The sequence below is a fragment of the Pseudomonas sp. NPDC087346 genome (assembly GCF_044744235.1).
Lineage (GTDB): Bacteria > Pseudomonadota > Gammaproteobacteria > Pseudomonadales > Pseudomonadaceae > Aquipseudomonas.
In genome coordinates this window covers 17,121-36,654 of the sequence record NZ_JBIUXX010000003.1, presented here as the reverse complement: position 1 = coordinate 36,654, position 19,534 = coordinate 17,121, and the positions used below count along the sequence as shown (strand labels likewise).

At 60.0% G+C, this 19,534-nt stretch carries 20 protein-coding genes; 6 read left to right on the top strand and 14 right to left on the bottom strand.

Translation table 11 applies throughout. From position 1 onward, the window contains the following. From imuA to ACIOZM_RS02835, 3 genes are all read right to left on the bottom strand, one after another. The gene (imuA, locus tag ACIOZM_RS02845) at positions 1-618 is read right to left on the bottom strand and encodes a translesion DNA synthesis-associated protein ImuA (protein ID WP_401209324.1); all 618 of its coding nucleotides are present in this window, start codon (positions 616-618) and stop codon (positions 1-3) included. Beyond that, a complete protein-coding gene (gene lexA, locus ACIOZM_RS02840; RefSeq protein ID WP_401209321.1) occupies positions 618-1,235 on the bottom strand; it encodes a transcriptional repressor LexA in 618 nt (205 codons plus the stop codon). The genes imuA and lexA overlap by 1 nt, the downstream gene beginning before the upstream one ends. Positions 1,236-1,331: 96 nt before the next feature. Further along, complete coding sequence (locus ACIOZM_RS02835) at positions 1,332-2,249, bottom strand: LysR substrate-binding domain-containing protein (protein WP_401209318.1); 918 nt, start codon at positions 2,247-2,249, stop codon at positions 1,332-1,334. A 103-nt stretch (positions 2,250-2,352) separates the two neighbouring features. Between ACIOZM_RS02835 and ACIOZM_RS02830 the strand changes: the two genes are divergently transcribed. From ACIOZM_RS02830 to ACIOZM_RS02820, 3 genes are all read left to right on the top strand, one after another. Then, entirely contained in the window at positions 2,353-4,095 is a 1,743-nt protein-coding gene (locus ACIOZM_RS02830; RefSeq protein WP_401209315.1) for an amidohydrolase, read from the top strand. Between the two features lie 149 nt (positions 4,096-4,244). After that, positions 4,245-4,982, top strand: coding sequence for a TorF family putative porin (locus ACIOZM_RS02825; protein WP_401209312.1), 738 nt, complete (start codon positions 4,245-4,247; stop codon positions 4,980-4,982). 218 nt (positions 4,983-5,200) lie between these two features. Next, positions 5,201-6,859, top strand: a complete 1,659-nt coding sequence (locus ACIOZM_RS02820; RefSeq protein WP_401209310.1) for a phosphoethanolamine transferase — start codon at positions 5,201-5,203, stop codon at positions 6,857-6,859. 117 nt (positions 6,860-6,976) lie between these two features. On the opposite strand, the gene ACIOZM_RS02815 is transcribed toward ACIOZM_RS02820, so the two are convergent. The 11 genes from ACIOZM_RS02815 to ACIOZM_RS02765 all read right to left on the bottom strand — a co-directional run bounded on the left by ACIOZM_RS02815 (position 6,977) and on the right by ACIOZM_RS02765 (position 17,613). Continuing rightward, the gene (locus ACIOZM_RS02815; RefSeq protein WP_401209308.1) at positions 6,977-7,255 is read right to left on the bottom strand and encodes a DUF971 domain-containing protein; all 279 of its coding nucleotides are present in this window, start codon (positions 7,253-7,255) and stop codon (positions 6,977-6,979) included. Then, positions 7,252-8,214 (bottom strand): HEAT repeat domain-containing protein, encoded by a 963-nt coding sequence (locus ACIOZM_RS02810; protein ID WP_401209306.1) that lies wholly within the window; start codon positions 8,212-8,214, stop codon positions 7,252-7,254. The genes ACIOZM_RS02815 and ACIOZM_RS02810 overlap by 4 nt, the downstream gene beginning before the upstream one ends. Further along, entirely contained in the window at positions 8,211-9,059 is an 849-nt protein-coding gene (locus ACIOZM_RS02805; protein WP_401209303.1) for an ABC transporter ATP-binding protein, read from the bottom strand. Before ACIOZM_RS02805 ends, ACIOZM_RS02810 begins: the two co-directional genes overlap by 4 nt. After that, positions 9,059-9,841, bottom strand: coding sequence for an ABC transporter permease (locus ACIOZM_RS02800; protein ID WP_401209300.1), 783 nt, complete (start codon positions 9,839-9,841; stop codon positions 9,059-9,061). Before ACIOZM_RS02800 ends, ACIOZM_RS02805 begins: the two co-directional genes overlap by 1 nt. Before the next feature lie 136 nt (positions 9,842-9,977). Beyond that, complete coding sequence (locus tag ACIOZM_RS02795) at positions 9,978-11,381, bottom strand: ABC transporter substrate-binding protein (RefSeq protein WP_401209297.1); 1,404 nt, start codon at positions 11,379-11,381, stop codon at positions 9,978-9,980. A gap of 237 nt (positions 11,382-11,618) precedes the next feature. Next, complete coding sequence (locus ACIOZM_RS02790) at positions 11,619-11,864, bottom strand: ferredoxin family protein (RefSeq protein ID WP_007959413.1); 246 nt, start codon at positions 11,862-11,864, stop codon at positions 11,619-11,621. A 26-nt stretch (positions 11,865-11,890) separates the two neighbouring features. Further along, positions 11,891-13,621 carry a fumarate reductase/succinate dehydrogenase flavoprotein subunit gene (locus ACIOZM_RS02785; RefSeq protein WP_401209295.1) on the bottom strand — a complete coding sequence of 577 codons (1,731 nt, stop codon included), beginning with the start codon at positions 13,619-13,621 and terminating at the stop codon, positions 11,891-11,893. A gap of 2 nt (positions 13,622-13,623) precedes the next feature. Beyond that, a complete protein-coding gene (locus ACIOZM_RS02780; RefSeq protein WP_401209294.1) occupies positions 13,624-14,370 on the bottom strand; it encodes a GntR family transcriptional regulator in 747 nt (248 codons plus the stop codon). Positions 14,371-14,635: 265 nt separating this feature from the next. Next, positions 14,636-15,604: a Gfo/Idh/MocA family protein gene (locus tag ACIOZM_RS02775; protein WP_401209291.1), complete on the bottom strand. Its 969-nt coding sequence runs from the start codon at positions 15,602-15,604 to the stop codon at positions 14,636-14,638. A gap of 16 nt (positions 15,605-15,620) precedes the next feature. Then, positions 15,621-16,508, bottom strand: a complete 888-nt coding sequence (locus tag ACIOZM_RS02770) for a Dyp-type peroxidase (protein WP_401209289.1) — start codon at positions 16,506-16,508, stop codon at positions 15,621-15,623. Between the two features lie 64 nt (positions 16,509-16,572). Then, positions 16,573-17,613, bottom strand: coding sequence for an AraC family transcriptional regulator (locus tag ACIOZM_RS02765; protein WP_401209286.1), 1,041 nt, complete (start codon positions 17,611-17,613; stop codon positions 16,573-16,575). 211 nt (positions 17,614-17,824) lie between these two features. Between ACIOZM_RS02765 and ACIOZM_RS02760 the strand changes: the two genes are divergently transcribed. From ACIOZM_RS02760 to ACIOZM_RS02750, 3 genes are all read left to right on the top strand, one after another. Then, positions 17,825-18,772, top strand: coding sequence for a transporter (locus ACIOZM_RS02760; protein WP_401209284.1), 948 nt, complete (start codon positions 17,825-17,827; stop codon positions 18,770-18,772). A gap of 264 nt (positions 18,773-19,036) precedes the next feature. Continuing rightward, the gene (locus ACIOZM_RS02755; protein ID WP_401209282.1) at positions 19,037-19,231 is read left to right on the top strand and encodes a stability determinant; all 195 of its coding nucleotides are present in this window, start codon (positions 19,037-19,039) and stop codon (positions 19,229-19,231) included. Then, positions 19,203-19,490, top strand: coding sequence for a type II toxin-antitoxin system RelE/ParE family toxin (locus ACIOZM_RS02750; protein ID WP_401209688.1), 288 nt, complete (start codon positions 19,203-19,205; stop codon positions 19,488-19,490). The genes ACIOZM_RS02755 and ACIOZM_RS02750 overlap by 29 nt, the downstream gene beginning before the upstream one ends. Positions 19,491-19,534: the final 44 nt, after the last annotated feature.

Here is a 19,534-nt window from a genome sequence, read left to right as displayed (position 1 = left end):
TCAGTGCCCCACAGTGAAGGCAATCGGCGCCGTACGCGCCAGACCGCCACGGCACTTGAGCACTCGCAGTTGCGCGGGCCGTGCGTCGATGGCGATGCGCAACGCGGCCGGCGACGGGTTGACCGCTTCGCTCAACGGGCGCCACGCGAACGCCAGGGTCTGGCCGGTTTCCGCCGCCACCTGTAAACGCCGCAACGCGCGGTCATCGGCTTTATGCGGCCAGCACAAGACTGCGCCGCAACTGCCTGAACGCAGGCATTGCTCTGCCGCCCACAGCGCATCGCGTTCGCTGGCCTGAATCACCGACAACTGGCGCAGATCGACCCCGGCGTTCTCCCAAGCCTGCGGATACGGCACGAACGGCGGCGCTACCAGCACGATGCGCTCGCCCGCCGCCGACAGCCGCGCCAGCGTCGGCCACACCAGTTGCAGTTCACCGACACCGGGGCCGGCCAGCAGAATTTCACTCAGCGCCGCTTCCGGCCAGCCACCGCTGGGCAACGCCGCATCCAGCGCGGCGTGCCCGGTGGGTTGCGGGCTGGCGGCCGGTGGCGCAGGTCGGCCCCTCCAGACCTGGCCGCCATTGAACAGCGTATCCAACGCAACGACGGCGCCCATCAACCTTGCCTCACCAGACCGCAGAACACCCCTTCGATGGCCAGATCCTGATCGTCGCGCACGACAATCGGCTGATACGCCGGGTTGCGCGGCAACAGCCGCACCACGTCGCCGACGCGCTCGAAGCGCTTGATCGTCACTTCACCGTCCAGCCGGGCAACGACGATCTGGCCGTTGACGGCCTCGGGATTGCGCCGCACGCCGACCAGATCACCGTCGAGAATGCCGTCCTCGATCATCGAGTCGCCCTGCACTCGCAGCATGTAATCCGGGGTTCGGGAGAACAGTGCCGGATCGAGCATCAGGCGGTTATGGATGTCGGCATCGGCGCCGATTGGCGCACCGGCAGCCACCCGGCCAAGCACTGGAATATCCAGCAGTTCCGGACGTGCAGGTTGCCCCAGTAAACGAATGCCCCGGGCCTGATGGGGATTGACCTCGATAAACCCGGCTTCGGTGAGCGCGAGCACATGCTTGCGCGCCACGCTGCGTGAGGCAAAACCAAAAGCCTCGCTGATTTCAGCGAGGCTTGGGGGCTGACCGTGTTCGGCGATTCGATCGCGGATAAAAGTCAGGATGGCGGTACGGCGGGGAGTCAGGGTCGTCATGGAGTACATTTGTACTCTTTTGTGATTTTTCTGGCAACGACCGCCAGTCAGGCTGGCTAAACAAGATCAAAAGATCGCAGCGTGCCGCAGCTCCTACAGGGAAAATCAGCTCAAATCACGCTCGGCCAAAAAACCGGTGATGAAGTCGATAAACGCCAGCACTTTGGCCGTGGCCCGCCGATGGCTCGGATACACCGCGAGAATGTGCGGGCCAAAACTGTCCGGGTCGATATCGTAATCGGCCATCACCCGCACCAGTCGCCCATCAGCGATGTACGGCGCAGCACTCCACAACGGCGTGTGCAGCAAACCGCGCCCGGCCAGCGCACTGGCCAGCAGCAAGTCGTAATTGTCGCTGCGCAATCGTGGTGCGGCCAGCTGCGTCAGGCTCAGGCGCTGACCGTCACGCTCGGCCCACCAGAATTCGCGGCTGAGCAACGGGTGCCGATACAACAGCCATTCATGTTGTTCTAGGGTTTGCGGCGTCACCGGCAAGCCCTTGCGCGCCAGATATTCCGGGCTGCCGCACAACGCCAGTCGATTGCTGCCGACCACCCGCGCAATCAGCCCCGGCAAGTTGTCGTGGCCCTCGCGCAACGCCAGGTCATAACCACTTTCCAGCAGATTGACGAACTCGTCGCACAAATCCACTTGCAGGCTGATCTGCGGGTATTGCTGTAAAAAACCGTCACACACCTGATCGAGAAACGCCCGCCCATAGGCCAGCGGCGCGGTGATTTTCAGGCTGCCGCGCAGACCGTGCTGCAGTTGCTCGACTTCCTCGCTGGCTTCATCCAGCCGTTGCAACACCTGCCGCGCGGTTTCCAGATACAGCCGACCGATTTCGGTCAGCAAAATCCGCCGCGTGCTGCGCTCGAACAGCCGCGCACCCAGCTCGGACTCCAGATGATTGACCGCTTTGGTCAACGCCGACGGGGTCTTGCCCAGTTGCTCGGCGGCGCGGCTGAAACTGCCGAGCTGCGCGGTGACCACGAACATTTTCAATGCACTCAGCTTGTCCATGCTTTTTCCATTCAGGCAAAAACGTTTTTCGTCAGGGAGGCGTTCTGTCAGGCGCTGACAGTCACTAATCTCGCCATCAGACGCAATAACAAGGAAATCTTCAATGAAAAGATTCATCCCGAGTCTGTTGGTAGTCGCTGTAAGTTTTGCCTCGATGGAAGCCATGGCCGCCACCGATCTGGTGCTGCTCAATGGCAAGATTTTTACTGCCGACCGCGCTCACCCCAAGGTTCAAGCCCTGGCCGTGGAGAACGGCAAGGTGCTGAAAGTCGGCACCGACGCGCAGATCAAAGCCTTGATCGGCCCCGGCACCCAAGTGATCGACCTCGGCGGCAAGGCGTTGATGCCCGGCCTGATCGACAGCCATTCCCACGCGATTTTCGGCGGACTGGAAATGGTCTCGGCGAATATGGAAGACGAAGTCGTCGCACTCGCCGAACTGGAAAAACGCCTGCGTGCCTGGCGTGAAGACGGCAAGGCCAAACATGGCGACGTGCTCAGCATCGCCGGCATGAGTTCGGCGTATTGGGCGCAGGCCGAGGCCTTGGGCAAAACCTTCAACAATGGCGAATGGGCCAGCGTGCCGGTGGTGTTTATCGGCAGCGACCACCACACGGCGTGGGCCAACAACACCATGCTCAAGCGCTCGGGCGTTGATGCAGCGCTTCTGAAAAACCTGCCGGACGCTGAAAAAGACACCATCGGCAAACTGGCCAACGGCGAGCCCAATGGCTTTGTAGTGGATGCCGGATGGGATCGCGTCGCCTCGAAAATGCCGGTGCCAAGCCCCGCCGACATGTTGAAAGCCGCGCAATCGGCGGTGCGTTACAACAACAGCCTGGGCATCACGGCGTGGATGGACCCCGCCGCCAACGCCGCGCCGGGCGAACCGGTATTCGCCCTCAAACCCACCGAGAAAACCGTCGGCGTGCTGCCGGCCTACAAGGCGCTGTCGGAAAGCGGCCAGATGAGCGTCCACGTTGCGGCGCTGCTGGTGGCAAATTCGAAAAGCGTGCCCGCCGACCTCGATACGCTCGACAAAGTGCGCCAGCAGTTTCAGGGCATTCCCAATCTGACGCTGCCGGGGATCAAGATCTTCGCCGACGGTGTGATTGAATTCCCGGCGCAGAGCGCAGCGATGATCGATCCGTACAGCAACTCGCACAAACAGGGCGAGTTGCTGATCGATCCTGCACATTTCGGTGAACTGGTCAGCGCCATCGACCAGCGTGGCTGGCTGGTGCACATCCACGCCATCGGCGACCGCGCGGTGCGTGAATCACTGAACGGCATCGCTCAGGCGCGCAAGGATCGGCAGAGCGGCATTACCCACTCGATCACTCACCTGCAAATGGTCAATCCGAAAGAGTTCGCCCGGTTCAAACCGCTGAACGTGATCGCGTCGATGCAATTGCTGTGGGCCAGCGCCGACGACTACACCACCGACATGATCAAGCCCTACGTCAGCGCCCTCGCCTTCCGTTATCAATATCCGGCGCATTCGCTGCTCAAACAGGGCGCGACCATTGCCGGTGCCAGTGACTGGCCGGTGTCCTCGCCGAATCCGTTCAACGCCATGGCCCAGGCCATTACCCGCGTCGGCCCGCTGGGCGTGCTCAACGCCGATGAACGTCTGGACCGCGAGACCATGTTCTACGCCTACACCGTCAACGCGGCGCGGACCATTGGCCTGGACAAGCAGATCGGTTCGCTGACACCGGGCAAACAGGCTGACTTCATCGTGGTCGACCGCGACGTGTTCAGCGTCGATAACAAAGCCCTGCATGACACCCAGGTCCTGCAAACCTGGTTCGGCGGCCGTCAGGTCTACACCGCCGCCCAATAACAATAATGATCCCCTTGTGGGAGCGGGCTTGCTCGCGAAAGCGGTATGACATCCAGCGATGATGTCGACTGATCCACCGCTATCGCGAGCAGGCTCACTCCTACAGTTTTTCTTTCTGCCCAATAACAATCACAACAATGGGACTTCACATGAAAGCCTTGCCCCTGTTCGCCCTGACTTCCTTGAGTCTGCTGCCCTTGAGCAGCTACGCCGTGCCCTTGAACGATGACTTCTCGGTGGCGGTGGACTTGACCCTGGCCAGCGATTACCGCACTCGCGGCATCTCGCAGACCCTCAACGACCCCGCCGCACAAGCCGGTTTGACCCTGGCGCACAGCAGCGGTCTGTACATCGGCGCCTGGAGTTCCAACGTCGATTTCGGCGGCGATCTGAAAACCCGTCAGGAAGTCGATTACTACGCCGGCTGGCTGTGGCAGGCGACCGAAGCGGTCAGTCTCGATCTGGGCTACATCAAATACGCCTACCCCAAGGAAAGTCAGTTCAACCAGAGCGAGGTCTACGGCATTCTCGGCGCCTACGGGGTGAAACTCGGCGCGTACTATTCCAGCGATGCGCCGGGCGAAGACAGCAAGCAAAGTTCGATGTACAGCTACATCGGTTATGAAACCGAATTGCCCTTCGAATCAGGGCTGAAACTGCGTTACGGCAATATGGACTTCAAGGACCCGCACATGTACTCATCATCCGGTCACGGCGATGCGTCCTACCGCGAGTGGGAAGTCAAAGTCACGCACAACCTGGCCGGGGTGGTGCTGGGGTTGAGCTATATCGATACCGACGTCTCAAAAACCGAGTGCCAGAGCAACTGGGGCTACAAGGATGTGTGCAGCGCGACGCTGGTGGCGAGCATCAACAAATCTTTCTGAAGCACCACAATCCCTGGTAGGAGCTGCGGCACGCTGCGATCTTTTGATTCTGCTTGTAAAAACAAGATCAAAAGATCGCAGCGTGCCGCAGCTCCTACAAGGGCCGCATTCGGATGCGGGTGATTGTTACTGGATGTTTACAGAATTTTTACTAACGTTCTTCTACAGTTACGCGCGTAATCGCGTGTGTTTTCTATCTCAGTAGAGGAACGTTTTGAATGGCTTTGGGCAAAGGACTGCGTTTACCGTCCATCACTCCTACCCGACTGGTGCTGCTGTTTTCTTTGGCATTGGTGGCGTTGTACAACCTGGCGACCTGGAAGGCGCTCGGTACGTTGATCACCCTGCAAGGCGCGCACAAACTGGCGTTTTTTGCTTCCTTCGCACTGTTTCTGTGGGCCGCCATTACCCTGCTGCTGACGCTGGTGTCGTTCAAGTGGACGCTGAAACCGGCGCTCACCGTCGTCGCCCTGCTCTCGGCCTGCGCGGCGTATTTCATGAACGAATACGGGATCACCATCGATACAGTGATGATCCAGAACGTCTTCGAAACCAACCCGGCGGAAGCCACGGCGCTGTTCAGCGGCAAACTGCTGACTTACCTGCTGCTGCTCGGCGTGCTGCCGGCGGTGTTGATCTGGCGCTGGCCGGTGAGTTATCGACCGTTCTTTCGCGGGCTGCTGAACAAGGTGCTGGTGATCATCGCCTGCGTGCTAGTGATTGCTGCTTCGGTGGCTGCGTTCTATTCCACCTACGCGCCGATCTTCCGTCAGGAAGACAAGCTCACCCACTTCATTAACCCGACCAACTACATCTACGCGATCAGCAAGTACACCAAGCAGCGTCTGGGGATCAAAAAGCACTTCGTGGTGCAGGCCATCGGTGAAGACGCGGTGATGAGCGCCAAAGCCGCCAGCCGCGAGAAGAAATCGCTGATGGTCTTTGTGGTTGGCGAAACCGCCCGCGCCGATCACTTCTCGCTGAACGGTTACGAACGCGAGACCAATCCCGAACTGAGCAAGCTCGATATCCTCAACTTCAGTAAAGTGCATTCCTGCGGCACGTCGACGGCGGTGTCGGTGCCGTGCATGTTCTCGATGTTCCCGCGTGAGGATTACAGCGACAAGAAAGGCAAAACCTACGAAGGCCTGCTCGACATCCTGCAACGGGCCGGCGTGCAAGTGCTGTGGCTGGACAACAACAGCGACTGCAAAGGCACCTGCCTGCGCGTGCCGCACCGTGATATCGCGAAGAATCAGCCGGGGCCGTTTTGCGACGGCAATAACTGCCTCGACGAGGCGCTGCTGGCCGATCTGCAGGCCTATATCGACAGCCTGAAAGGCCACGCGATCATCGTCCTGCACGCCGACGGCAGCCACGGCCCGGAGTATTACGAGCGCTATCCGCAAACGCTGGAGCGCTTCAAACCGATCTGCCACACCAATCAACTGGGCAGTTGCATCCGTGATGAACTGGTGAATGTGTACGACAACACCATCCTCTATACCGACCATTTCCTGGCCAAGGTGATCGAGTTGCTCAAGCGCAATCAGGACAACCTCGACACTTCGATGGTCTACGTTTCCGATCATGGCGAATCACTGGGTGAAAACGGTCTGTACCTGCATGCCGCGCCGTATGCATTGGCGCCCGAGGCGCAGACGCATGTGCCGATGGTGATGTGGTTTGGTGAAAGTACGTTGACCCATGAAGGGATTGATCGGGGTTGTCTGCAAGGCAAGCGTGATGACGCGGATCTGAGCCATGACAACCTGTTTCATTCGGTGCTTGGATTGTTCGAAGTAAAAACCTCGCTGTATCAGCCGGGGCTGGACATCTTCCACGGCTGCCGCCCAGCCATGACCGCCGCGCAATAACCGACAACCACAAATCCCTGTAGGAGCTGCGGCACGCTGCGATCTTTTGATTCTGCCTGTAAAAACAAGATCAAAAGATCGCAGCGTGCCGCAGCTCCTACAGGGGATTTTGGTGGATCAGGGATTGAGGTTTTCCAGGAAGGGCCACGGGTAGATTCCGCGTTCGTGGCCATCGCTGAATACCAGTTGCAGGCCATAACCCTGCGGGTTGAGTTCGATTATCCGCACTCGCTCATCAACCATCGGCGTCGAACCACACAGGCGAAATGCGCGGCATTGTGAGCACGGACACTGACGGCGCAGTTCTGCGTGATTGAGTACCGATTCGCGACCGTCCGGCCAGCTCAGGCGCAGGGTTTTCTCGCTTTGCGAGTTGGCGACCGATAGCGGGTTCATTGCAACTGACTCAAGGCGATGCGCACGGCTTTGCGCACTTCCGGATCGCCGTCATCTGCCGCTGCCTGCAACGCCGCCACCGCGCCGCGATCATTCAATTCACCCAGTGCCAGCGCCGCTTCCTTGCGCAGATTGCTGATGCGATGGCTCAGGGTTTCGATCAGCGCTTGCAGTGCCGGGGCGAAACGCAAACGACCGAGGCTGCGGGTGGCACGCAAGCGGACTTGCCAGTAATCATCGGCCAGTGCTTCGACCAGTGCCGGGCCAGCATCGACGTGGCCGACCTTGCCCAGCGTCGTCGCCGCTTCTTCGCGCACCTGCCATGCCGAATCCTGCAAAGCCTGACGCAGCGCCGGCAGCACTTCGGCGCCGGACGCCAGACCCAGCGCACCGGTGGCGGCGCGACGCACGTCAGTGTCAGGGTCATCACTGGCCAGACGTGCCAGCGCCGGCAAGGCGTCGAGCTGTTTGAGCCAGCCAAGCACGCCGACAGCTTCGCGGCGCACGCTGGCATCGGTATCGTTCAACGCCAGCAGCGCAGCAGGCGCCGCATCGGCAAAGCGCAATTCGCGCAAGGCCCGGAACGCGGCGATCCGCACCGCGACTTCGGCGTGCGCGGTCCACGGCAGAATCACCACGCCCGCCGCTTCAGTCTTGAGCAGGCTCAGGCTCTGCGCAGCGGCGGCTTGTACCGCCGGGGCCGGATCAGTCAGGGCCTGACACAAGGCCTCGACCACTGGCTCGTCCTCCCAGGCCTCCAGCAACCGCGCCGCTTCGGTACGAACTTCTTCGGCAGGATCGTGCGCTAAACGTTCGACCAGCCACAGCAAGCCGTCCGGTTCTTCGAGGTCGGCCAGATCGATCAGGGCGATGCGCCGTACTCCAGCGTCCTCGGCCATCAGACGCGGTTGCAGGGCAAGAATCTCGGTGTTATCGGTCACAGCAAAAAATGAGGTCATAGGGCAAATCGCGGCAAAGGGTTTTCAGGAGGCAGGCCGAGCGGATTCAAGCGTGGCAGCGGCCGGTCGTTGTCGTGGCGCAGCAGGTCGAGGCAATGGCGTTTGAGGCGCGAGAACTCGGCGCTGGTGACCAGTTCGGTGGTGCGCGGACGAGGAAAGTCGAGGCGCAGGTCTTCGATAATTCGCCCCGGTCGTGCACTCATCACCAGCAAGCGGTCGGCGAGAAACAGCGCCTCGTCGATGTCATGCGTGACGAACACCACGGTGGTGCGGATGCGCGTCCAGATGTCCAGCAGCAGTTCCTGCATGTTCAGTCGGGTCAGTGCATCCAGCGCGCCGAACGGCTCGTCCATCAGCAACAGGCGCGGACGATTGACCAGCACCCGGGCGATTTCGACCCGTTGCTGCATGCCGCCCGATAGCTGATCGGGCCAGCGTTCGGCAAAGCCGTCGAGACCGACCAGCGCGAGGATTTCATCAGCGGCGCGATGGCGTTCGGTCTTGCCGATACCGCGCATCTTCAGACCGAAAGCGACGTTGTCGCGCACCGTGCGCCACGGGAACAACGTGTGGTGCTGAAAGACCATGCCGCGCTGCGGTGACGGCCCGGACACTTCGCTGCCATCAACCTTGAGGCTGCCGGCATGCGCTTGCAGGTGACCGGCCAGGGCGCCGAGCAATGTCGACTTACCGCAACCGGACGGGCCGAGAATGCACACGAACTGTCCCGGTTCGATCTGGCAATCCAGCGCTTGCAACGCTTCGAACGCTTGCTGGCCCTCGCCAAGCACGATGGACAATTGACGGATATCGATCCGCCCTTCCGGGGTTTGCATCGCAGTCATCAGGCTTTTCCTCGTGGGCGATGCCACGGCGTGAACAGCCCGCCGAGGCGTTTGATCAACAGGCTACTGCCCATGCCCAAAACGCCGATCAGCAACATGCCGACGACGATGTCGGCGTAGTTCTGAATGGTGTAGGACTCCCAGGTGTAGTAGCCGATGCCGAACTGGCCGGAGATCATTTCGGCGGTCACCAGACAGAACCACGAGGTGCCCATGCCGATGGCCAGGCCGGTAATGATGCTCGGCGCGGCACCCGGCAGAATCACTTCCAGCAAGACCGCCCGCCGCCCTGCCCCGAGGCTTCTGGCCGAGGCGATCAGACGCGGGTCAACGCCTTCAACGCCGTGCACGGTGTTAAGCAGGATCGGGAACAGCGCGCCGGTGAAGGTGATGAACACCATCGACAGCTCGGACGACGGGAACATCAGGATCGCCAGTGGAATCCATGCCACGGCCGGGATCGGGCGTAGCACTTCCAGCGGAGGCAGCAGCAGGTCTTCGGCCCACTTCGAGCGGCCGATGGCCAGGCCAAGTGCGATGCCGATGATCAGTGCGGCAAGGTATCCGGCGAAGACCCGGCTGAGACTGCTGGTCAGGTGTTGGGCGAGCTTGCCGGAGTCGCCGAGGCCGAGTGCGGCTTCAATGACGGCCACGGGGGTGGGAACGTTGGCGAAGGTGACCAGGCCAAGATTCCAGTGGTGGCTGGCGGCGAGTTGCCAGAACAGCAGGCAGAGCAGCAGCGAGGCTGTCCTTGATCCCCAACGTGTAATGGATGTGAGCATAGTTCTTCCTCAATACCAGAACCCTGTGGGAGCGGGCTTGCCCGCGATGAGGCCGGTACATCCAACATTTTTGCCGAATGTAAGTCCGCCATCGCGGGCAAGCCCGCTCCCACAGGGGAATATGGCGCGTTCAAAATCAGCGGGCGGTCACGGCCTGGGTCGTGGCGTCGGTGAAGTCGAAGACCTTGCCGCCCTGCGCCGCCGCATATTGCTGGGCCTGGCCCTTGAGCAGGAATGCACTCAAACGGCCCTTGGCATCACTGGCAAACCACGCCTGCTCCGCCAGCAATTTGATCCCGCTGTCACCGGCCTGCGCATACACCGCACGAATGGTTTTGCCTTCCTGCTTGAGGCCGGCCAACGCGGTGAACGCCGATTCAGCCGAGGCGTACTGGCGCACCTTGTCTTCGCCGCGCACCCAAATCTCGGTGACATGGCTGAAGTCGCTGATCGGCTTACCGGTGGCCGCATCCACGGCTTTCAGAGGCGTTTGCGCGTAATCAGCCAATTGCGCCGTGTAGTCGAGTTTCGAAGCCTTGAACGCCGCACGAATGTATTGATCGTCGATAAAGTTGTTCAGATCCAGTCCGCGATCGGCTTTCTTCAACAGCTTCAACGTATCTATTGCAGTGCCCACAGCCTGACGGTATTCCGGTTTCCAGCTCAGGTCGCGGGTCTGCACGCCGAGCGGGCCGTGGAACAGGTAATTGACCTCGGCATCGACGCCAGTGACTTTGGCGATCAGCTCGCTGTACTTCTCAGGCTCCGCCGCCAGCAATTGATTGGCTTCGATGCTCGCACGCAGATAGGCGACGACGATTTCCGGGTATTTCTTCGCATAGGCCTGATCCACTAGCGCACCGTGGAAAGTCGGCGCATTGGCCTGGGCACCGTCGTAAATCTTGCGAGCGAAACCACGGCTGGGGAACAGTTCGGCGAACGGCACGAAGTCGGCGTGCGCGTCGATCTTGCCGGCCTGCAACGCCGAGCCGGCGACTTCCGGCGGCTGGGCAATGATGTTCACGTCCTTGAGCGGGTCCCAGCCCTGCGCCGCCACCGCCCGCAACAACATGCCGTGCGCAGTGGAGGCGAACGGCACGGAAATGGTCTTGCCCTTGAGTTCGCTCAGCGACTGCACGCTCGACGCGCTCGGCACCACAATGCCGTTGCCGCTGCCCTTGATACTGCCCGACAACACGCTGATAAACAGGCTGTGTTTGCCCGCCGTTTCAAACGCCACGCCGTTGAAGGCGCCGGGGAAATCGGCCATCGCGCCGAAGTCGAGTTTGCCGGCGACCATCTCGTTGGTCAGCGGCGCGCCACTGGTGAAGTTTTTCCACTGGACGTCGTATTGGGCGTCTTTGTATTGGCCGTCGTGCGGCAGGTATTTGTCGAGCAGGCCGAGTTCACGGATCAACAGACCGCCCGCGGCGCAGTTGATGGTGGTGTCCTGGGTGCCGATGGCGATGCGGATGGTTTCGGCCGAGGCCGACAAACTGAACGATGCCAGTACCAGACCGGCGATTGCTGCACGCAACATGGTTGTTTCCCCTCGAATCATTTATTGGATGTTCGTCTCCGCCACGATCAGGGCGCGGTGGGAAACGAGGGGTGTCTTTGAATCGAGCGTCCGGTGTTTGCGGATGGCTTTTTATGTTGTCTGGGTGGGCCTCATCGCTGGCAAGCCAGCTCCCACAGGTTTCTCTGGTGTCTATGAATCCAAGCCCCGCTGCAAATCCCTGTGGGAGCTGGCTTGCCAGCGATGGCGTCCTTAGAGTCAACGCAGGAGATAGGGGATTTCGACTTTCACCGCGCCTGTCGGGCAATCCTTTTCACACGGCATGCAGTACCAGCACTCGTCGAACGCCATGTAGGCCTTTTGCGTAGCTGGATTAATCGCCAGCAGGTCCATCGGGCAGACGTCGACGCACACGGTGCAGCCCTTTTCGGCAATGCATTTGTCCTCGTCCACGGTGACCGGGGCGTTGGAGCGGAAGAAGATTTCCTGGGCTTGATAGGCCATGGTTCGGGCTCTCTGTCAGTGATGCATCACGCGGCGAAGGCGCCAACGCGCAAGCGGTCGTAGGCCTGCATTTCTTCGGCATCGAGCGGGATGATGTAAGGCTCGACGGCTTTCTTGAAACTGGTCATTTGACCGTCATCGCCCTTCTTCAAATGGCAATGGCAGAACCATTCTGCGTCGTCGCGTTGCGGGTGATCGACGCGATAGTGGTACAAACCCCAGCGGCTTTCAGCGCGAAACAACGAAGCGCGGGCGGCCATTTCGGCGCAGTCGCGGATCACGCTGGTTTCCATGGCGCGCATCAGTTCGTGGGCGTTGTTGGCCTTCACCTGGTCGAGGTCACGCTCGATGTCGCTGAAGCGTTGCAGGCCGATCTGCATTTTTTTGGTCACTTTCGGCGGTTGCAGGTAGTCGTTCACGAACCGTCGCAGTTTGTATTCGACCTGCGCGGGCGGCAGGCCGTGCTCGCGATCCAGTGGCGCGTAGACCCGGGCCTTTTCGGTTTCGACCTGCTTGGCATCCAGCGCGGAGAACTCGCGGTCAGCGACAAAATCAGCGGCGTTATGCCCGGCAAACCAGCCGTAGGTGAACGCGCCAAGCATGTAGTTGTGCGGCACCGCCGCCATGTCGCCTGCCGAGTACAAGCCTTTCACCGAAGTCTCGGCGCGTTCGTTGACCCATACGCCGGACGCCGAATGCCCGCTGCAAAAACCGATTTCGGAGATGTGCATCTCGACCATCTGCGTGCGGTAATCGGTGCCACGATTGGCGTGAAACTGGCCACGACTAGGGCGCTCGTTGCTGTGCAAAATCTCTTCGATGTTCTGGATGGTTTCCTCGGCCAGGTGATCGAGTTTGAGGAACACCGGGCCGTTGCCGCTTTCCAGTTCCTGGTGAAACTCCCACATCATCTGCCCGCTCCAGTAGTCGCACTCGATGAAGCGTTCACCCTTGTTGTTCGCGGTGTAGCCACCCAAGGGGCCGGTGACGTAGGCGCAGGCCGGGCCGTTGTAATCCTTGATCAACGGATTGATCTGGAAGCATTCGAGGTTCGCCAGTTCGGCCCCGGCGTGATAGGCCATGGCGTAGCCGTCGCCGGCATTGGTCGGGTTTTCGTAGGTGCCCATCAAGTAACCCGAGGACGGCAAACCGAGGCGCCCGGCCGCGCCGCACGCCAGAATCACTGCCTTGGCCTTGATCACATGGAAATCGGCGGTGCGGCAATCGAAGCCCATCACGCCGTTGACCGTGCCCTCCTCGTCGGTCAGCAAGCGCGTGCAGACCAACCGATTGGTGATGCTCACCCGCGCGCGTTTCAACTGACGATAAAGAACCTTTTTGATGTCGTGCCCTTCCGGCATCGGCAGCACGTAGGCGCCCATGTGATGGACTTTCTTCACCGCGTAATCGCCGGTTTCATCCTTCTCGAACTTCACGCCCCAGCGGTCGAGTTGCTCGATGGTTTCAAAGCTGTGGGTTGCGTAGGCGTACACCGCCGCCTGATTGACGATGCCGTCGTTGGCGATGGTGATTTCCTTGGTGTACTGCTCCGGCGTGGAATGCCCGGGAATGATCGCGTTGTTGAGGCCATCCATGCCCATGCTGATCGCGCCGCTGCGTTTGACGTTGGCCTTGTCGACCAGCAACACGCGCAGATCGCGGTTCTTCTCTTTGGCCTTGATCGCCGCCATCGGGCCAGCGGTGCCACCGCCGATGACGACGATGTCGTATTCCTGTTCGAGGGTGTTGCGAGTCATCTTTACGCCCCTTTTTGCCGGTCGATCCGCAGGCGGTACTGGAACGCATCGCCACGGTAGTAAAGGTGTTCGAAGTCCAGTGGCTGGCCGTTGGCGTCGTGGGTCAGGCGTTCGATGCGCATGATCGGCGAGCCCGCCTCGACATTCAGCGCCTGAGTCAGGTCGCTGTCGGCGAGTACCGCATCGATGGCCAGATCAGCATGGCCGAGGGCGATGCCGCAGTCGTTTTCGAGGATCAGGAAGATGTCGCGGGTGACCAGATCGGCCTTCTCCAGACGCTCGCCGATGGCTTTGGGCAGATAGGTAATTTCCAGCGAGATCGGCTCGCGGTTGATCAGCCGAACGCGTTTGATCTGCGCCACGGTTTCGCCTTCGGCGACTTGCAGACGCTCGGCGACGCGTTTGTCCGCCGCGATGAATTTGAAACTGCGCAGACGGTTGATCACCTCGTAACCGCGACCGGTCATCGACTCGGCGAGGCCTTGCAGGCTGCTGACGTTTTGGAAGGTCTTGGGCTTGGCGACGAAAGTGCCTTTGCCGTGGATCTTGAAGATCAGCCCTTCTTTTTGCAGATCACCCAAGGCCTGGCGCACGGTGATGCGGCTGACTTTGAACAGCGTGCCAAGCTCGCTTTCCGAGGGCATCTGACTGTCTTGCGGGTATTCGCCGTCAAGAATGCGCGCACGCAGGACGTCGCGCAGTTGGGTGTGCAGCGGAACGCTGCTGAGGGAGAGAACGTTATCGGTCATCAGGGGATCACTTGTTATAACGAGTTATGACGTGATCTTAGAGACGTTATGACAAGTTTGAGAAATACCGAATGGGCATAACCTTAGATGCAGGTTGAGCTGGCTTTTGTGGTGAGGGGATTTATCCCCGTTGGGTTGCGAAGCAGCCCCAAACCCTGCCAGTACAGGCGTTCTGAACTACCGGGTTGCCTGGATTTGCGACGGCTGCGCCGCCGAACGGGGATAAATCCCCTCGCCACAGGTTTGGGTCTGAAAGGGGGAATTTTCAGTGACGCTTAAGGATCTGGTCCATCACCCAGTCGGTTTTCAGTGCCTGTTCGGCCATTGCCGGATGCTGTGAATCGCCACGGATGTGCGCGTTCATGCCCATAACGTGATGCCACTGAATATGCTCGTGGTGCGGGATTTCCAGGCTGATCTGCTCATCGGCAAACAGTTGCAGCGGATGCTCATCAAACACTGAAAAACTGATGCGCCCAAGACTGCCGATGATCTCGACCCGATCCTCGCGTCGATCCGCGACAAAGCTCCAGCAGCCCATCCCCAGCGCCCCGGAGGCAAACCGCCAACTGGCGCTGACCGCGTCTTCCGCCGCATACAACCCGGCCTGACGCGCAGTGAATCCAGCAACTTCAACGATGTCGCCGAGCAGGTACTGGAACAGGTCGAAACCATGACTGGCAAGATCAGCGAAATAACCGCCGCCCGCCACCGCCGGATCGGTGCGCCAATTGTTCCTGCCGTCCAGATCCATCGGTGACGGCGCCTTGGTCAGCGTCCAGCTCAGGTGCCGAACCTCGCCGATACGCCCCTGCGCCAGCCACTGCCGCACTTGCTGGAAGCGCGGCAACGAGCGGCGATAGTAGGCAACGAACAGGTGCAAACCGGCATCGGCGAACGCCTGCTGCATCTCGCGACTTTGCCCGACGTTGAGCGACATCGGTTTTTCCACGCAGCAATGCTTGCCGGCGGCGGCGACTTTCAGGCTGTAGGCGTGATGGCTGTCAGGTGGCGTGGCGATGTACACCGCGTCCACTTCAGGGTCGTTGATCAGCGCATCGACATCGGTGTAAACCCGCGCGATGCCGTGGCGCGCGGCGTAATCGGTCACCGCGTCAAGACGCCGGCCCATCACCGCCACCAGCGCCGAACCGGGCGCCTTGTAGAAGGCCGGCCCGCTCTTGCGCTCGGTGACGCTGCCACAACCGATCATGCCCCAGCGCACCAAGTTCATCGTCATTCCTTATGCGTTAGCCCATGCGCAGAGCGCGCAGATCCAGGTGACCGTCCTTCAGCGGCGGGCACCAGTAGTAGCCGCCAGTGATAGGCCGGCTGATGCGATACAGACCGTCGGTGATGCCGTCTTCCAGACCGCTCATGCGCCGCAGTTGCGCTTCGAATGCATCGAGGGAGAAGCCGAACGCGAGGAACATCAGGCCCGCACGATCACCTTCGATCCATGGCATCGAACGACGAACAACGAACGCCTCAGGGGCAAAGCTTTCCTGCGCGGTGCGTTTGACGTGGGCGGAGATCGGCGCGTCGTCGATCTCTTCGTTGTCGCTCAGACGACGGCCCATGATGTTGTCTTTGTCCTCGGCGGACAGCGCATGGAAACCTTTGAGGTTGTGCTGCCATTGCTGGATCGCGGCAAAGCTGCCACCAACCAGACCTTCAGCGCCCTCTCCCTGCAAGGCAGCGGCGATGGCGGCTTCATCGTGCGGGTTTTCGGTGCCGTCTTCGTAGCCGGTCAGGTCGTGGCCGTCCTTGTGGCGGAAGGCTTCCTGCATCTGCGCCAGACTGAATGCCGGTGCCAGAGCCGCCTCAAAGGCATTGCAGCGGTTGAGCAGGTCACCACGGTCGACGCCATGCAACCACACCCACAGCGCGTGCTGAGTCGAAGGGTTTTCCACGCCGACACCGGACATGGCCGGGAAGCTGCGCAGGCCTTCGATCTGCACGTTGAGGGCCTTGGCCAGGGATTCACCGAAACCGACCACCGCCGACTTGCCGTCCACCAGATTCAGCAGGTTGTCGATCGCTTGCGGCAGTGCTTCAACCGACTCAAGAGCGAAAAACAGATGACGTGCTTGCAGCGGAACGGGGGTGGCGAGAATGCCCGGCTGGTAATAACTCATGTGAACTCCTTGGGAAAGTGCGCGGAGTTTACCTGTAGCCAGACAGTTTGTGGGGTTGAAGCTTCTAAACCAACGCCGTCCCCTCATTGCGCCACGCACTCGGGCTCATCCCCGTCCAGCGTTTGAACGCCCGGCGAAAACTGCGCACATCGCTGTAACCGACTTCCTCGGTTATCCGTTCAATCGGCATGTCCGGATTCGCCAGCAGACTCATCGTCCGCGCCTGACGCACTTGCTCCAGCAGAGCTTCAAACGTCAGCGCATGCTCAGTCAGCCGTCGGCGCAAGGTGCGACTGCTCATGTTCAGGTCTCCGGCGATCTTTTCGATGTGACTGCCGCAACTCAGATCCCGAGCGATCGCCCGCTCCACGGCCTGGATCAGGTCCAGTTTCTGATGCACTTGCGCCGCTTCCAGCTCCAGCAAGTTGACCGCCTGACGCAGCGCCAGAGAATTATGATTGGGCAGGTTGACGTCGAGCCAGCGCGCGTCGATCAGCATGCGGTTGTGCAGGCAGCCGAAGCGCACTTCGGTGCCAAGCAAACGATGATATTCACTGAGGTAATCCGGCGCGGCATGCACGAACTCCACGGCAATCGGCCGGAACTCCGCCCCCGCCAAAGCCCGCCCGTATACCAGCAGGCTAGCGAAAAACTCTTCGACCGCAAACACCTGAACCTCGGCAAACGGCAGACGACATTCGGCATCAACATGGACCTGATCGCCCACCACATCGACGCTGGAAACCACGATCCCGCCAGAGGTGTGCTGATGACGAATGCCCAAGGCAAACGCATCGCGCAGCGTCTTGCACAGCGACAACACATGGCCGAGCAAACCCAAGGTACCCAGCACGTTCTGCGCCCCGACCCACAAGCCGAGCCCCTGATTGGGCAGCACTTTCAGCGTGCGCTGAATCATCGCCACGGCCTGACGGTAGGAAATCCGCTGCGCCGGGTCCTGCAAATCCTCGAAAGTAAAACCCAGACCACGGCACAGGCTTTCGGGCTGGATGCCTTTGAGTTCAGCGACTTCAGCGAGGGTTTGCAGGAGAAACGGCGACACCAGCGCCAGTTCGTAGGTGGGATCGACGACTTTGATATTCATGGGGTAGACATTCCGGAGCACGCTTGATTGTTATTTTTGTAACCGGTTATGTCGAAAGAAGTTAGCACAGGGTTTGCGGGCTGTCCGCAGAAGTCCCCCTATGTGTCCGCCAATACCCTGCCCCATTGGGCGCCAAGCGCTTATTTCTATAGTGCCAGCATCCTCCGTGCCGGCGTTGCGCCCAAAAAACACAATAATAATGAGGACGGATATGAACCCGAACCGCGCGACATTCCCCTTGCGCCTGGCCCTGACGATGATGGGTTGCGCCGCATCCCTGCCGGCGCTGGCGACCGAAGCTGGCGTCGACAATATCGGCCCCGGCACCGACGGTTTTTTCATGTTGCCGCTGGACGTCAACAGCCTTCCGGAGAACATGGTCGCGTTCAACCTCTACTACAACCATTACAAGTCGACCAAGCTCAACATCAGCTCGCTGGGCGGCAAAGTGCCGAATGTCGATATCGAGTCCACCGCGGTGATTCCGCGTCTGGACTACCTGAGCCCGGTGCGCGTGTTCGGCGGGAGGCTGGCCGGTTACATAGCCCAGCCGTGGCTGAAACAGGAAGTCTCGGTGTACGGCGCCAGCGATACCCGCGAGGGCATGGGCGACACCACCGTCGCGCCGATCATTCTGTGGGACATGGGCAAGAACCTGACCCTCGGCGCTGCCCTCGAAGTCACGGTGCCCACCGGTGAATACGCCGTGGATCGGCTGGCCAACACCAGCAACAATTTCTACACCTACAAACCGCTGTTCTCCTTCACCTGGCTGCCGACCGATAAAACCGAAGTGTCGATTAAGACCACCTACAGCTTCAACGCGAAGAACAAGGACACCGACTACAAGTCCGGGCAGATCTTCCACTTCGATTATTCGGCCAGCTACAAAATCACCGACGATTTGATGTTCGGTATCAACGGCTACTACCTGAAACAGACCACCGACGACAAACAGTTCGGTCACACGGTGCAGTTTGCCGGGCAAGATGTGGATGACGGCGTGCGTGGGCAGGTTTTCGCGATTGGTCCGGCGTTGCACCTGACCTTCCTCAAGTACGCCAGCGCGGAGATCCGCTGGGCCAAGGAATTCGACGTGGAAAACCGGCCTGAGGGCGACATGCTCTGGGCCAAGGTCAGCATCCCCTACGCCTTCTGACCCAACATCAATCCCTGTAGGAGCTGCGGCACGCTGCGATCTTTTGACTTTTGTTTTTAAAGATCAAAAGATCGCAGCGTGCCGCAGCTCCTACAAGAGATTTGGTTCATAGCTACAGCCTCGGTTGAAATTCCGAGCCGAGGCAAGGAAACGTCTGACAGCATTAATTTCGGCCATTCGGGATACTTCAGGCACTTCGTCTGCCAGTGACGACAGCGAGCCTTATCCCCCTTAGACTGCTTGGCATTGATCATGGAGGTCATTATGAGCGCCGAACTTTCACCCATCGTTTCAGACTTCGAAACCGACGAAGAGGCTGCGAGCTATGACCGTTGGTATCGCGCCAAAGTACAAGCCGCACTTGACGATCCGAGTCCAGGCATTCCTCACGATGAGGCCATGGTAATGCTCGATCAGATGATCGAAGAGAATCGCAAGAATCGACGCGCTGCCGGTTAAATGGAGCCAACAGGCTCTGGAAGAACTGGCTGACGTCATCAATTTCATAGAACAGTACAACTTTCCTGCTGCAGTTTCGTTGCACCACAAGCTGGGAACGGCAGCACAAAAGATTTCTTCAATCCCTCATGGCTTTCGCCTCGGCCGAGTACCCGGCACTCGCGAAATGGTGATTAACCCGAACTACCTGCTGGTTTATCAGGTTACCGATCACATCAGAATACTGACAGTGCTCCATGCTCGAAGGAAATACCCGTAACCTCTCCAGCCAAAAAAAGGGCGACCATAAGGCCGCCCAAACGT

Bases quoted from the DNA above. Each gene is read 5' to 3' on its own strand.
- ACIOZM_RS02765 (WP_401209286.1), bottom strand. From the start codon at position 17,613: ATGAATATCAAAGTCGTCGATCCCACCTACGAACTGGCGCTGGTGTCG.
- ACIOZM_RS02775 (WP_401209291.1), bottom strand. From the start codon at position 15,604: ATGAACTTGGTGCGCTGGGGCATGATCGGTTGTGGCAGCGTCACCGAG.
- ACIOZM_RS02785 (WP_401209295.1), bottom strand. From the start codon at position 13,621: ATGACTCGCAACACCCTCGAACAGGAATACGACATCGTCGTCATCGGC.
- ACIOZM_RS02820 (WP_401209310.1), top strand. From the start codon at position 5,201: ATGGCTTTGGGCAAAGGACTGCGTTTACCGTCCATCACTCCTACCCGA.
- ACIOZM_RS02805 (WP_401209303.1), bottom strand. From the start codon at position 9,059: ATGACTGCGATGCAAACCCCGGAAGGGCGGATCGATATCCGTCAATTG.
- ACIOZM_RS02760 (WP_401209284.1), top strand. From the start codon at position 17,825: ATGAACCCGAACCGCGCGACATTCCCCTTGCGCCTGGCCCTGACGATG.
- ACIOZM_RS02800 (WP_401209300.1), bottom strand. From the start codon at position 9,841: ATGCTCACATCCATTACACGTTGGGGATCAAGGACAGCCTCGCTGCTG.
- imuA (WP_401209324.1), bottom strand. From the start codon at position 618: ATGGGCGCCGTCGTTGCGTTGGATACGCTGTTCAATGGCGGCCAGGTC.
- ACIOZM_RS02830 (WP_401209315.1), top strand. From the start codon at position 2,353: ATGAAAAGATTCATCCCGAGTCTGTTGGTAGTCGCTGTAAGTTTTGCC.
- ACIOZM_RS02815 (WP_401209308.1), bottom strand. From the start codon at position 7,255: ATGAACCCGCTATCGGTCGCCAACTCGCAAAGCGAGAAAACCCTGCGC.
- ACIOZM_RS02790 (WP_007959413.1), bottom strand. From the start codon at position 11,864: ATGGCCTATCAAGCCCAGGAAATCTTCTTCCGCTCCAACGCCCCGGTC.
- ACIOZM_RS02795 (WP_401209297.1), bottom strand. From the start codon at position 11,381: ATGTTGCGTGCAGCAATCGCCGGTCTGGTACTGGCATCGTTCAGTTTG.
- ACIOZM_RS02810 (WP_401209306.1), bottom strand. From the start codon at position 8,214: ATGACCTCATTTTTTGCTGTGACCGATAACACCGAGATTCTTGCCCTG.
- lexA (WP_401209321.1), bottom strand. From the start codon at position 1,235: ATGTACTCCATGACGACCCTGACTCCCCGCCGTACCGCCATCCTGACT.
- ACIOZM_RS02835 (WP_401209318.1), bottom strand. From the start codon at position 2,249: ATGGACAAGCTGAGTGCATTGAAAATGTTCGTGGTCACCGCGCAGCTC.
- ACIOZM_RS02780 (WP_401209294.1), bottom strand. From the start codon at position 14,370: ATGACCGATAACGTTCTCTCCCTCAGCAGCGTTCCGCTGCACACCCAA.
- ACIOZM_RS02755 (WP_401209282.1), top strand. From the start codon at position 19,037: ATGAGCGCCGAACTTTCACCCATCGTTTCAGACTTCGAAACCGACGAA.
- ACIOZM_RS02770 (WP_401209289.1), bottom strand. From the start codon at position 16,508: ATGAGTTATTACCAGCCGGGCATTCTCGCCACCCCCGTTCCGCTGCAA.
- ACIOZM_RS02825 (WP_401209312.1), top strand. From the start codon at position 4,245: ATGAAAGCCTTGCCCCTGTTCGCCCTGACTTCCTTGAGTCTGCTGCCC.